The following is a 12,427-nucleotide window of genomic DNA, read 5'->3' on the forward strand; positions in this document are numbered from 1 at the left end:
CAACAGAGACTTTCGGTCGATGTAACCCCCACATCGATAGTCGCGTCCCACCGCGATGAGGGTCTCTCAACGGAAGGCTTGCCGCCCGGAAGCCCAGTCTACACGTTTTTGTTACCTGCTGGAAGTTCAGCATCATGAGCACGCCCGAAGCCTTCAAGGAAGTGCCGCATCGCGGACTGATCACGGTCGCGCTGATGCTGGCGACGATCATGCAGGCGCTCGACACCACGATCGCCAATGTCGCGCTGCCGACCATGACCGGCGACCTTGGCGCGTCGCCCGACAACATCAACTGGGTGCTGACCTCCTATATCGTGGCCGCGGCGATCATGACGCCGGTCACCGGCTGGCTCGCCGACCGGCTCGGCCGCAAGGAGCTGTTCCTCGCCTCTGTCGTCGGCTTCACCATCTTCTCCATGCTTTGCGGCCTCGCCTGGAGCCTCGAGACGATGGTGCTGTTCCGCCTGCTGCAGGGCGTGTTCGGCGCCGCCATCGTGCCGCTGTCGCAGACCTTTCTGCTCGACATCAACCCGAAGGAACGTCACGGTCAGGCGATGGCGATCTGGGGCGCCGGCATCATGCTGGGGCCGATCCTGGGGCCGACGCTCGGCGGCTGGCTGACCGAGAACTTCAACTGGCGCTGGGTGTTCTTCATCAACCTGCCGGTCGGCATCGTCGCCTTCCTCGGCATGGCCGCCTATCTTCCCGTCATCGCCAAGCGCGTGCGCGGCTTCGACTTCTTCGGCTTTGCCATGCTCTCGCTCGGCGTCGGCGCGCTGCAGCTCCTGCTCGACCGCGGTGGCGAGGTCGATTGGTTCAACTCGGCCGAGATCTGGATCGAGCTCGCTCTGTCGATCACCGGCTTCTGGGTGTTCATCATCCATACGGTGACGGCCGAGCATCCTTTCATCGATCCAAAGATCTTCCTCGACCGCAATTTTGTGACCGGGCTGGGCTTCATCTTCGTGATGGGCGTGCTGATCCTGGCCTCGATGTCGCTGTTGCCGCCGATGCTTGCCAACATCTTCGGCTATCCGACCGTGACGATCGGCGTGGTGCTGGGGCCGCGCGGCATTGGCACGATGATTTCGATGCTGGTCGTGGGGCGCATCATGCACAGGATCGACGCCAGGATCCTCGTCGCCATCGGCTTCCTGCTCACGGCGCAGTCCCTCTACACCATGGCGAGCTTCACGCCGCAGATGGACAACTGGCTGATCATCACCTCGGGTGTCATCCAGGGTCTCGGCATGGGAATGGTGTTCGTGCCGCTGTCGGCGGTCGCCTTTGCCACGCTTGATGCACGCTATCGCACCGACGCCACCTCGCTCTTCAGCCTGGTGCGCAATCTGGGCTCCTCGATCGGCGTCTCGGTGGTCGCGGCGCTGATGGTGCGCAACACCCAGATCAACCACACCGAGCTATCGGCCTTCATCAATCCGTACAATCCGAACCTGTGGGCTGCCTCTCCGGCGGCCGCCGCCGGCGACCCGGCGGCCCTGTCGCAGGTCGACCGCGCGGTGAATGTCCAGGCGATGATGATCTCCTACATCAACGACTTCAAAATCCTGATGGTGATGACGCTGGTCGCGATCCCGTTCGTCATCCTGCTGCGCAAGCCAAAAGCTGCGCCCGCCGGCGGGGCGCCCGCAGCCCATATGGACTGATCCGGCGAAAGCCGGTCTGCTATCTGCCCAGCACCAGCGCCCAGTAACGCAGGGCAGGATCGCGGCCGTCGCGCACATAGGCGAGGCCAAAGCGGCTGAAGTCCGGGTCGAGCATGTTGCGGCGGTGACCGTCCGAATGCATCCAGATGTCGAACAGCTTGTGCTGATCGAAGCGGCCTTCGGCGATGTTCTCCCCCGCGGCACCCCGCACACCGTTATCCTTCATCCGCGAGGCGAAATCCTTGCCCCAGCCGGTGGTGTGGCTCATGCGGGCGCGCGACGCCATATAACCGGCCTGCTGCAGCGCCGCCTGCTCGAGCTGGGCGTCCGGAATCAGGGCCGGCAGTCCGGCAGACGAACGGATCGTGCTCAACGTGCTTGTGGCGGAGGACGACACGCCGGCGCCTTCGCCGGTCGGCAGCGAGACGCTGGTGCAGGCGGCAATAGTGGTGAGTGCCGCAAGGCCGGCGGCCGTGAGCAATGTGCGTCTGTCGATATTGCGGGAATCGGTGATCAGGCTGGTCATAGGCCTCTGATACCGGCGATCGTGGCTTTTGCCGGGCAGGCGTTGAAAATCGCGTTATCCGGCGACATTCCCTGGGAGATCGGCTATGATCGCCATGTTCATGAAGTGGCAGCCACGGGCGGCCACCCTGGCGGTGACCGCCCCCGCGAGAAACGGAGGACGGTTATGGCCGGTTTTCATGTCATGGCGGACGCGCATGGGATGCATGTGCAGCCCACGGTGCGCCACATCACCACGTCGGATCTCTGGGACGCGTTGAGGCTTGGCGCCGAGGATTTCTGGGCCAAGCCGTCGCACTATGTGTTCCTGTGCCTGATCTATCCGATCGTCGGCCTGATCCTGACGCGGTGGAGCTCCGGCTCCAACGCCATCCAGCTCGTCTATCCGCTGATGTCGGGCTTCGCGCTGATCGGGCCATTCGCGGCCATCGGCCTCTATGAGATCAGCCGCCGGCGCGAGCTCGGCATGAGCAGCCGCTGGCATCATGCGCTCGATGTTCGCCATTCGCCGGCGCTGCCGTCGATCGCGGTCATAGGCATCCTGCTTTTCGCGCTGTTCCTGTTGTGGCTATTCACCGCGCAGTCCCTCTATACCAGCCTGTTCGGCGCCGAGCCGCCCGCTTCGGTCGGCGCTTTTCTGCGCGACCTGCTGACGACCGGCAAGGGATGGACGCTGATCCTGGTCGGCAACGCCGTCGGCTTCGTTTTCGCCGTCGTCGTTCTGGCCACCACGGTCATTGCCTTCCCGCTGCTGCTCGACCGCGACGTCGGCGCCGTCTCGGCGATCGAAACCTCGGCCCGTGTGGTGATGGCAAACCCGCTGACGATGGCGCTCTGGGGCCTGACGGTCGCCGTGTTGCTGGTGATCGGCTCGATCCCGCTGTTTGCGGGCCTTGCTGTCGTCATGCCGATCCTCGGTCACGCGACCTGGCACCTATACCGCAAGGTGGTCGAGCCGGAGCAGATCCGGCCGGTGCGCCGGCCGATGTAGATCTCAAGGGCGCCCGGGTGCGTTGAGATTCAGGTCAGGCCGAATCGAGAATGATGGCTGTCGAGAACCGGAGCGGAGCGTACTCAAGTACGTGAGCACCGGAAGCGCGGACAGCCGTCATTCGCAACCCGGCCTCACCTGAATATCAATGCACCTAACGCTGCGCCTCGGTCGCCATCTTCAAGGCCAGCGCCGTCAGCACCGTGCCCATCATCCAGCGCTGCACGATCAGCCAGAAGGGCCGCCCGGCGAGGAAGGTGGCAATCGAGCCGGCCGTCACCGCAATGATGGCGTTGACGGTGAGGCTGATCGAAATCTGCGTCACGCCGAGCACCAGAAGCTGCGACAGAACATGGCCCTTGGCCGGATTGATGAACTGCGGCAGCAGCGACAGATAGAGCACGGCCACCTTCGGATTGAGCAGGTTGGTCATCAGCCCCATTACGAAAAGCTTGCGCGGCCGGTCCCTGGGCAGCTCGCGCAACTGGAACGGAGAGCGCCCGCCGGGCCGCAGCGCCTGCCAGGCAAGCCACAGCAGATAGAGCGCGCCGGCCAAGCGAAGCGCGTCATAGGCGTAAGGCACTGCGAAGATGAGCGCGGTGATGCCGAAGGCTGCCGAGACCACATAGAACAGGAAGCCCAGCGCCACGCCGCCGAGCGAGATCAGCCCGGCTTTCGGCCCTTGCGACAGTGAGCGCGAGATCAGGTAGATCATGTTCGGCCCAGGCGTGAGCACCATGCCGAGGCAGATCAGCGCGAAGGTGAGATGGTTGGCGGCGTCGGGCATAGGATCTCCGGAATGGCTCGAGATGTGCGCCGCTTCGCGGGAACTCGCAAGGGGCTTGGCGGTCAGAGCCTGTTGCGCCAGCGCAAGGCGAGCTTACCCGACCACCCGCAAATTCGACAGCTCGTTGGCAATCTCCTTGAAGTTGTCCGAGAGCGTTGCGCCGGTCGCGTTCCAGAACAGCTTGGCCGGTTTGCTGGGGTCGGTCGGATCCTTGCGGAAGCGGGAATCGGAAGAGCAGGCCTTCAGCGCGGCCATCGCCTTCTGGTCGCTTGCGCTGGTCGACGACATGTCGAGCGCGACTGTCATCACCATGATCTTGGCCGCCTTGGCGTTGTCGCACAGTTTCGTCATCTGCTCGTTCATCGCCGCGGTGTAGTTGCTCGACGAATAGTTGAACTGGCCGATGGCGCTCGATGTGCCGCCGAACAGGCGGGTGACCGAAGTGCCGTTATAGCCGACGCCGGTATAGCCATAGGCGGCATAGGTCGACTTGTTGCCGGCCGGGTCGGGATTAACCGTCGAATAGGTGTTCTCGCCGTCGGTGAGCACGATGACCACTTTGTCGTTGCCGCGTTCGGTTTCCGGCCGCCCCTCGGTGAAGGGCGGGGCGCTGGAGACGGTGCGCCAGCCCCAGGCCATGCCTTCGGGCACATTGGTGTTGCCGTTGGGCTGCATCAGGTCGATCGCCGCCTTGATGGCCGCCAGCCCATCCGTGGTGGTGACGTCGGTGAGCGGAGTGATCGGCGTGGTGGTGCAGCTGTAGTTCGGGCCGGCGCCCTTCGACAGCACCGGTGCATTGATCGGCCGGGGCATGAAATACTTGGCCATGTTGGATTGGCGCGTCTTGCCGGTGGTGCTCGACGGATCGTCGTTCCACCAGCTGTTGGCCGCGCCATAGGTCACCGGCCTCGGCTCATCCGGGTCCTGGGTCACGTACCAGTGGTTGCCGGGTTCGTCCGGAGCGAACATCGGCACGAACATCGTCGCGGGGTCTCCGACGCCAATGCCGGTGTTGTTAGGGCCGCCGGATGCCGGCGTGTCGTCGACATTGTAAGGGTAAGGCCGGACCTCGACGCAGCCCTGCCAGCTGGCGAACGGCCCGTAAGTATCGATATAGTCGTATTCGTCGTGGCTGCGCTTGCAAGTGTGGTTGTCGCGATATTCGTCGCAGACGACGCGCTTGCTGCCAGCGATGCGTTCGTGGCTGGTGACGACCTTCATGTCCCTGTAGAGCTCGAAGCGGGTCAGTATCTGGCCCTCCTCCGTGCCCCAGCCGGTGCCCTTCTTATACCACATGCCGTTGGTCTTCTGGGCGTATTTGTCCGGCGCGTTCAGCGTCGACCAGTCGAAATTCTCATTGGCGACCGGTGACAGCCCGTAGGTGTCCATCCATGGGGCGTTGTCGTTGTCCGGCCCGACATTGACCGAGGCCGCGAACGGAACCAGGCTGAACTGGACCGGCTTGTCGATCTGCTTGATCTGCGAGGCCTGCTGCGCCAGCGTGTCGACGAGTTGCTTGGCCGCCTGCTTGAGCAGGTCGATGCGCTTCTGTCCCGTGCCTGTGCCAGGCGTTGTCATGGAGCCCGAATTGTCGAGCACCATTGCCACTTCCAGCGTGTTCTTCAGCCGCACCTGGGAGTCCATGCCGAGGCTGATCGACTTGTTCGCATCGATCGTGGATGCGCCGACAAGCAGCGAGGAGGACGGATAGAAGTAAGGACGGTAGTTCAGCGTCGCGCTCATCGTAAGCAGGCCGCCGCCGGCCTGGTTGGTCGGCAGCGTGATGTTGAGCGAGATATTGGCGGGGTCGATGCTGTTGAGGTTGGCGTTGAAGAAGTCGACGGCGTAGGCCCTGATCTGGTCGTCGGTGGCGCCTTCGGCAAGCCGCCGCGCGGCAGCGAAATTGGCGGCGTCGAGGGCGTTCAGCACCATCTGCTTCTGGCGGTTGAGCTCGCTGAAATCGACGGCTATCGCCACCGCTCCCATCAGCGGCACCATGGCGACTGCCGTCATGAGCGCATAGTTGCCGCGGCGGTCACGGCAGAATTGATGCCAGGATTTGCGCATTGTAGTTGAAGCGGCCCCCCGCCGGCGGATTCTCTGTCGGACCACACTTCCACAAAACGCTGAAGGACCGGTTTGGCAAACTGGTCGATTGCTTAACGGCGACTTCACCAATCGCTAACCAAGCCAATTATGACAGCATGCCTACGATGAAAAACGCCCGCCTGGGCGGGCGTCGTCGATCGTTCGTCGGGGGCGATCAACTGACGATGCGCAGGTTCGACAATTCGTTGCCGATGTCCCGGAAGTCTTTCGACAGTGAGTCGCCAGTCGAGTTCCAGAACAGCTTCTCCGGCTTGCTCGGGTCGGTCGGATCCTTGCGGAAGCGCGAATCCGACGAACAGGTCTTCAAGGCCGCCATCTGCGCCGCCTCGGCCGTGTTCCTCGAATTAAGGTCGAGGGCGATGGTCATGACGATGATGTTGGCGGCCTTTGCGTTATCGCAAAGCGTGGCGAAGTGCTCGTTCATGGCCTTGGTGTAGGTGGCATTCGAATAGTCTGTCTTGCTGACGCTGTTGCTCGTGCCGAGGAACATGCGGCCGTAGGCGTAGGAGGTATTGTAAGGTTTCACATAACCCAGTGCGGAATAAGTAGACTTGGTAGCCGCCAGGTCATTGTATCCTAGCGAATTTGGTGTGTAATAGGTACTGGCGCCGTCCGTCAGAACGATCAAAACCTTATCGTTGCCTTTTTCACTTTCAGCGCGGCCCTCTGTAAATGGGGCTGTGCTGGAAAGAGTTCTCCAGCCCCAGGCCATGCCTTCCGGTACATTGGTGGCGCCATTGGCGGTCATGGCATCGATAGCTGCCTTGACGGTTGTTGAACCAGCCGTGGTCGAGACATCGGTGAGCGGTGTGATCGCAGTGGTGCTGCAACTTGTATTCGGGCCGGCGTCCGACCCGTAGGCCGGGGTGACGGCGGTTCCCGGATTGAAATACTTCGGCATGTACCGCTGCCGCTCCGCATCCGTACCTGTCGTCAACACATCGGCATGCCAATTGCTGTAGGCGGAGCGCCAAGAGCCGTCGATATTGTCGGTTTCGTCCGGAGCGAACATCGGGACGAACAATGTTGCCGGAGTTGCGGTGGATGCAGGAGTATCCTGGATGTTGTAGGGGTATGGGCGGGATTCCACGCAGCCGCCCCAACCCGCGATGCTGGCATAGTTTGGCGTTGTCGTGGTCGTGCACGCCCTGTTCCTGCCTGTACCCGTGCATGTTGTCGTGGACGTCGTGCTTGCGACGCGTTGCATCTGCTTGTAGAGCGAAAATCGCGTCAGTGGCCGATCCCTCTGCGTGTTATCCCAACCTGCACCACGCGCGTACCAGGCGCCGCCGACGGGTTGGACGTATTTCGTGGGCCACGGCGAATGAGACTGGTCCATGGTCGTCCAGTCGAAATTCTCATGCTGGATGGGCGAGATGCCATCCTGGTCCAACCAGCTTGCCGAGGCGTTTGCCGGGCCGACATTGACCGACGCGGCGAACGGCACGAGGCTGAACTGCACCGGCTTGGAAACCTGTTTCATCAACTGCGCTTGCCCCGCCAATTGATCGACAAGCTGCTTGGCGGCGCTCTTCAATAGGTCGAACCGCACTTTATTCGAGACGCTGATATCGTTCATCGAGCCCGAATTGTCGAGCACCAGCGCCACTTCCAGCGTGTTCTTGAGGCGGATCTCGGACCTGGCCGAGAAGTTGACGGTGGTCTGGCCCGGGGTTCCGCCAAGCAGCGCCACTGCGGCCGGCAGGAAATAAGGTTTGTACTTCAGCGCGGCCTCGAGAATGAGCGTGCCGCCGCCCGCATTGTTGTTCGGCAGGGTTACCGTCAGCGTCGTGTTCGCCGGAAGGACGTGCCTGAGATTGGCCTCGAAGAAGGTTTTGGCATAGGCCTTTGCCTCCGCATCGCTGGCGCCGGCGACGATCTGCTGTGCCGTCGCGATGCCGGCGGCGTCAAGCGCGTTGAGCGTCTCCTGCCGCTCGCGCACCAACTCCGTATAGTCGACCGCCAACGCAACGCCGCCCATCAGCGGTATCATCGTGATGGCAGTCATCAAGGCGTAGTTTCCACGCCTATCGCAAAAAAAATCGCGGATCATTGTGCTTACCCCCGCCAAGGACCCATGCTGGAATACGACCATGGTCGTAGTTGGTGTGCTACCATGGTCATAAATCGTTAAATTTCAGCTTGCGCGAAACGATCAACAACGCGCCGCCTTTTTGACGGCGCGTTAACTCTGTCTTTGCGAGGCTGCGGCACCACCTCGACAGCTGGCGACCGGGAAAGCTCGTGACAGGATGAAGCGCTTCGGTTATGCGGGACCGGCCGTGGCGGCGTCTGAATCGAAGAATGGCTGTCGCGGTCTTGTCAGGGATCGAAATCAGGGACATGGCATGGCGGGTTCGCCTGACATCATCGCTTCGCTCGACAATCTGGCGGGGCGCTACGCCGCTATCCTGTGCGACGTATGGGGCGTCGTGCACAATGGCGAATGGCATTTTCCGGCCGCCGCGGCGGCGCTTGCGAGGGCGCGTGCGGCCAATGTGCCAGTCGTGCTGATCACCAATTCGCCGCGTCGCAGCGCCGACGTCGTCTCCCAGATGAAGGTCATCGGAGTTCCAACCGATGCCTGCGACCGGGTCGTTACGTCCGGCGACGTGACCCGCGACCTGATCGCCGAAGGACCCAGGAAGATATTTCACATCGGTCCGGAGCGCGATTTCACCCTTTACGACGGGCTCGACGTCGATCTCGTCGAGGAATTCGAGGCCTCCGGCATCGTCTGCACCGGCCTCTATGACGACGAGGTCGAGAAGCCCGCCGACTATACCGAATTGCTGCAGCGGCTGCGGGCCCGCAACCTGCCGTTCATTTGCGCCAATCCGGACATCCTGGTGGAGCGCGGCGAGCGCACCATCTGGTGCGCCGGCGCGCTCGCGCGAGATTACGCGCAACTGGGCGGCCGCACGCTGATTGCCGGAAAACCCTTCGCGCCGATCTACGACGTCGCCATGAAGGAGGTCGCTGGCCTTCTCGGCCGCGCCGTCGAGCGCAGGGAAGTCCTCGCCATCGGCGACGGCATGATGACCGATATCAAGGGCGCGGCCGACAACGGCTTCGACGTGCTCTATGTCTCCGGCGGCATCCACGCTCGCGACTATGGCGATCCGCTGCGGCCCGATCCGGAAAGGCTGGCGGGCTTCCTTGAAAGGCACGGCTACCGGCCGGTCGCCGTCATTCCGCGTCTGCAATAGGTTGGTAGTCTGGCCATGACGGGCGCCTCGACATGAAGCAAGCCTTCGAACGTCTTTCGGCGATCGCGCCGCTGCCCGCGCACCTGCGCGGCGGCGTCGTGGCGATCGGCAATTTCGACGGTGTCCATCGTGGTCACCAGTCCGTCCTGGAGCGCGCGCTGAGCGAAGCGCGCCGCAGCGGCGTGCCCGCCCTGGTGCTCACCTTCGAGCCGCATCCGCGCAAGGTGTTCCGGCCACAGGTGCCGCTCTTCGTGCTGACGCCGCCGCCGATGAAGGCGCGGCTGCTCGCCGGACTTGGCTTTGCCGCTTTGGTCGAGCAGCCGTTCACGCGCGATTTTGCCTCGCTCTCGCCCCAGGCTTTCGTGACCGATGTGCTGGAGAAGAACCTCGGCATCCGCCACGCCGTCACCGGTTTCGACTTTCATTTCGGCAAGGACCGCCAGGGTGGTCCGGCCTTTCTGATGGCGGCCGGAGAACGGCACGGCTTCGGGGTGACGCTGGTCGACGCCTTCCGCGATGAAGGCGCCGAGGTTGTCTCGTCGAGCCGCATCCGGGAACTGCTCGCCGAGGGCAGGGCGGAGGAGGCCGCCGGCCTGCTCGGCTACCGTTTCACCGTCGAGGCGGAGGTGATCGGCGGTCAGCAGCTTGGCCGCACTCTCGGCTTCCCGACCGCCAATATGCGGCTTTCGCTGGAAGCGGCCTTGAAGGAAGGGATTTATGCCGTCCGCTTCCGTCGCGCCGATGGCACGCTTCATGACGGCGTCGCCAGCTTCGGCCGCCGTCCGACCGTCGATGACAATGGTGCGCCACTGCTCGAAACATATGTCTTCGATTTTTCCGGCGATCTCTACGGAGAGAACTGCCGGGTTTCGTTCTTCGGCTTCCTGCGGCCCGAGCTCAAATTCGACGGCCTCGACGCGCTGGTGGCGCAGATGAAAAACGACGAGGCCGAGGCGAGGGCGCTGCTGGCGGGCGTGCGCCCGCTCTCGCAACTGGACGCCGAGATCGCGTTCTAGATCGTCCTGTTGCTTCTATCGCTTCAGCGCCAGCCCGATGGCGATGAAGCTCCAGCCCTGGAACACCAGGTCGATCGCCAGGAATATGCCTAGCACCCAGAGGCTGTTCACCGGCCAACCCATGGCGATCATCAGGCCGAGCAGAATGGTGATGATGCCGGCCGCGAGCAGCCACCCCCAGCCTTCATGCGGCCGGTGATTGAAGGCCACCCAGGACCGCAGAAGCCCCGAAGCGACGAGCGCAATCGCCAATAGCAGCGTCAGCACCGCGGAGGCGAGCAACGGGTTGTAGAAGGCGAAAAAGCCGGCGACGGCGTAGAGCAGGCCACTCAGCAGCCAGTAGAAGAAACGTCCCCAGGTCTTGACCCCGAAGGCATGGATGATCTCGATGATGCCTGCCATCAGCATCAGCCAGCCGACGACATAGACGGAGGCAACGGTGGCGATGAACAGATTGCCGAAAGCGATGCCGCCGAAGATCAGCAGCAACACGCCGAGCGCCACGAACCATCCCCACTTGTCCCGCGTCTGGCCGATCGTGTCCTTGAGAGCGTCGCTTGGCAGAGTCATGGTTTCATCTCCCTCGAAATTCACCACCGGTTGTACGGTGAGGGAAAGCTAAACCCAATAGTATTGTCCGTCCAGCAACACGGGTCGACCTACGGGCGGGCGGCGGCCCCCGACCGTGAAGGCGGTCATTCTCGCGATGGCAAGGCTTCGTCCGCAAATGGCGCAAGCACCGCCTCCAGCGTCTCCCGGCCGGCCTGCTCCCAGCTTCGCGCCACGAATTCCGTGGCCTTCGCCTCGTACGCAGCACGGGCCGCGGGCGAGGTGATCCAGCCGCGCATGGCGCTTTCCCACCCTTCCGCGTCGAGCGGATCAAGGCAGAGTCCCGACGAGCCGACGACTTCGGCGATGGCTCCGCCCGTCGAGGCGATCAGCGCCTTTCCGTAGGCCAGCGCCTCAACGGGCGGCAGCCCGTATCCCTCGTAGAGCGACGGGTACACGCAGAACGCACTGTTGCGATAAAGAAGAGACAACGTTGCGTCATCGACGTTGTCGAGATGGACAAGGCTCTTGCCGTAGTCAGGGTGGCTGTGAAGCTTCGCCAGGACCTCTTCGACCATCCAGCCGCTGCGGCCGACGAAAACCAGCTTCATGCCGCTGCGCGCGACCGTTCCGTCAAGGACGAGGCGGCGCCAGACATTCATGAGCAGCGAATGGTTCTTGCGTGGCTCGATGGTCGAAACGAAGAGGATGTAGCGATCCTTATCGAGCCCGTCCGGCAAGCGGCCGTCCGCCTTCGACTTGCGGGCGCTGTCGCAGCCGAGAGGGACATGCCTCAGCTCCGGCAGGCGGACGCCGAGCTTGGCGGCATGGTCCTCGATATCGGCGGTGACCCGCTTCGACGTCAGGATGAACCGGTCCGCCAACCTGATCGCCAAATCCACATAGTGCCTGAATCGCTTGACGTCATGCGGCTTGTACCAGTCGGGAAACTGGATCGGAATGATGTCGTTCAAGAGCACGACAAGCTTTGCGTCCGCCGAACGGCACTCGCGCGAAATGGCTTCGATATCGGTGTGCGACCAGTCATTGTTCATCAAGAGCAGATGGTCGCCCGACGCCGGCTTGTATTTGTCGCCGGCCACCGTCCGCAGCGGCATGATGCGGACGCGTGAACCGTCGTCGCGAGCGACCAGCCGCCGCTCGTTTGCCTTCATCAGCCGGTTTTCGATCCGCTCAAGCACAGGAAGAAGACTACTGCCGGGATTGCGCCGGCCGAAAGCGCCGATTTCCGTTATCAGGACACGGCGCGGCTTTATGATCGCCATCAGCAATTGCCGCGCCCAGTTGGGCCAGCGATCGTAAAACCGCGTCTTGATGCGCGCCGGGTCCGGATAGAAACTCATGTCGCATGAGATATCGCCGGCGATAATCTCTGCCGACACCTGCGGCGAAACCTGCCTGAGGACCCGGTCGATCGGGTCGAACACCGTGAACGCCACCTCGGACGCCTCGAACGCGGCCGCCGCCGCGCTGTAATGCCGCTGCACGCGGACCAGGCCGACCGGAGGGCCGAGCCAGCGCGCCATGCTCGTGAGATCGACGACAAGCCGCAT

General features: G+C 62.9%; 10 protein-coding genes. 4 read left to right on the forward strand and 6 right to left on the reverse strand.

Annotation, left to right across the window (positions count from 1 at the left end; genetic code table 11):
- Positions 1 to 134 precede the first annotated feature (134 nt).
- On the forward strand, positions 135 to 1,667 hold the full coding sequence (locus ACVMIM_RS18745; protein ID WP_476113798.1) for a DHA2 family efflux MFS transporter permease subunit: 1,533 nt from the start codon (positions 135 to 137) through the stop codon (positions 1,665 to 1,667).
- Between the two features lie 19 nt (positions 1,668 to 1,686).
- On the opposite strand, the gene ACVMIM_RS18750 is transcribed toward ACVMIM_RS18745, so the two are convergent.
- Positions 1,687 to 2,193: a CAP domain-containing protein gene (locus ACVMIM_RS18750; RefSeq protein ID WP_278050566.1), complete on the reverse strand. Its 507-nt coding sequence runs from the start codon at positions 2,191 to 2,193 to the stop codon at positions 1,687 to 1,689.
- Between the two features lie 165 nt (positions 2,194 to 2,358).
- On the opposite strand from ACVMIM_RS18750, the gene ACVMIM_RS18755 reads away from it, so the two are divergent.
- The gene (locus ACVMIM_RS18755; RefSeq protein WP_278050565.1) at positions 2,359 to 3,183 is read left to right on the forward strand and encodes a DUF2189 domain-containing protein; all 825 of its coding nucleotides are present in this window, start codon (positions 2,359 to 2,361) and stop codon (positions 3,181 to 3,183) included.
- 154 nt (positions 3,184 to 3,337) lie between these two features.
- Here the strand turns inward: ACVMIM_RS18755 and ACVMIM_RS18760 are convergent, their stop codons facing one another.
- From ACVMIM_RS18760 to ACVMIM_RS18770, 3 genes are all read right to left on the reverse strand, one after another.
- Positions 3,338 to 3,970 carry a LysE family translocator gene (locus ACVMIM_RS18760; RefSeq protein ID WP_476113800.1) on the reverse strand — a complete coding sequence of 211 codons (633 nt, stop codon included), beginning with the start codon at positions 3,968 to 3,970 and terminating at the stop codon, positions 3,338 to 3,340.
- Positions 3,971 to 4,063: 93 nt separating this feature from the next.
- A complete protein-coding gene (locus ACVMIM_RS18765) occupies positions 4,064 to 6,037 on the reverse strand; it encodes a TadE/TadG family type IV pilus assembly protein (RefSeq protein ID WP_476113802.1) in 1,974 nt (657 codons plus the stop codon).
- A gap of 196 nt (positions 6,038 to 6,233) precedes the next feature.
- Positions 6,234 to 8,132: a pilus assembly protein TadG-related protein gene (locus ACVMIM_RS18770; protein WP_476113804.1), complete on the reverse strand. Its 1,899-nt coding sequence runs from the start codon at positions 8,130 to 8,132 to the stop codon at positions 6,234 to 6,236.
- A gap of 295 nt (positions 8,133 to 8,427) precedes the next feature.
- On the opposite strand from ACVMIM_RS18770, the gene ACVMIM_RS18775 reads away from it, so the two are divergent.
- Positions 8,428 to 9,288 carry a TIGR01459 family HAD-type hydrolase gene (locus tag ACVMIM_RS18775; RefSeq protein ID WP_476113806.1) on the forward strand — a complete coding sequence of 287 codons (861 nt, stop codon included), beginning with the start codon at positions 8,428 to 8,430 and terminating at the stop codon, positions 9,286 to 9,288.
- A 32-nt stretch (positions 9,289 to 9,320) separates the two neighbouring features.
- Complete coding sequence (locus tag ACVMIM_RS18780; RefSeq protein ID WP_476113808.1) at positions 9,321 to 10,304, forward strand: bifunctional riboflavin kinase/FAD synthetase; 984 nt, start codon at positions 9,321 to 9,323, stop codon at positions 10,302 to 10,304.
- A 15-nt stretch (positions 10,305 to 10,319) separates the two neighbouring features.
- On the opposite strand, the gene ACVMIM_RS18785 is transcribed toward ACVMIM_RS18780, so the two are convergent.
- Together ACVMIM_RS18785 and ACVMIM_RS18790 are read right to left on the reverse strand one after the other, a co-directional pair.
- Entirely contained in the window at positions 10,320 to 10,874 is a 555-nt protein-coding gene (locus ACVMIM_RS18785) for an HdeD family acid-resistance protein (RefSeq protein ID WP_041001091.1), read from the reverse strand.
- Positions 10,875 to 10,999: 125 nt separating this feature from the next.
- A complete protein-coding gene (locus ACVMIM_RS18790; RefSeq protein ID WP_476113810.1) occupies positions 11,000 to 12,427 on the reverse strand; it encodes a glycosyltransferase family 4 protein in 1,428 nt (475 codons plus the stop codon).

This window comes from Mesorhizobium sp. USDA 4413, from assembly GCF_056280365.1.

What these genes read in the sequence shown, in the direction of transcription:
- ACVMIM_RS18745 (WP_476113798.1), top strand. Translation starts at nt 135, where the DNA reads ATGAGCACGCCCGAAGCCTTCAAGGAAGTGCCGCATCGCGGACTGATC.
- ACVMIM_RS18750 (WP_278050566.1), bottom strand. Translation starts at nt 2,193, where the DNA reads ATGACCAGCCTGATCACCGATTCCCGCAATATCGACAGACGCACATTG.
- ACVMIM_RS18755 (WP_278050565.1), top strand. Translation starts at nt 2,359, where the DNA reads ATGGCCGGTTTTCATGTCATGGCGGACGCGCATGGGATGCATGTGCAG.
- ACVMIM_RS18760 (WP_476113800.1), bottom strand. Translation starts at nt 3,970, where the DNA reads ATGCCCGACGCCGCCAACCATCTCACCTTCGCGCTGATCTGCCTCGGC.
- ACVMIM_RS18765 (WP_476113802.1), bottom strand. Translation starts at nt 6,037, where the DNA reads ATGCGCAAATCCTGGCATCAATTCTGCCGTGACCGCCGCGGCAACTAT.
- ACVMIM_RS18770 (WP_476113804.1), bottom strand. Translation starts at nt 8,132, where the DNA reads ATGATCCGCGATTTTTTTTGCGATAGGCGTGGAAACTACGCCTTGATG.
- ACVMIM_RS18775 (WP_476113806.1), top strand. Translation starts at nt 8,428, where the DNA reads ATGGCGGGTTCGCCTGACATCATCGCTTCGCTCGACAATCTGGCGGGG.
- ACVMIM_RS18780 (WP_476113808.1), top strand. Translation starts at nt 9,321, where the DNA reads ATGAAGCAAGCCTTCGAACGTCTTTCGGCGATCGCGCCGCTGCCCGCG.
- ACVMIM_RS18785 (WP_041001091.1), bottom strand. Translation starts at nt 10,874, where the DNA reads ATGACTCTGCCAAGCGACGCTCTCAAGGACACGATCGGCCAGACGCGG.
- ACVMIM_RS18790 (WP_476113810.1), bottom strand. Translation starts at nt 12,427, where the DNA reads ATGCGGCTTGTCGTCGATCTCACGAGCATGGCGCGCTGGCTCGGCCCT.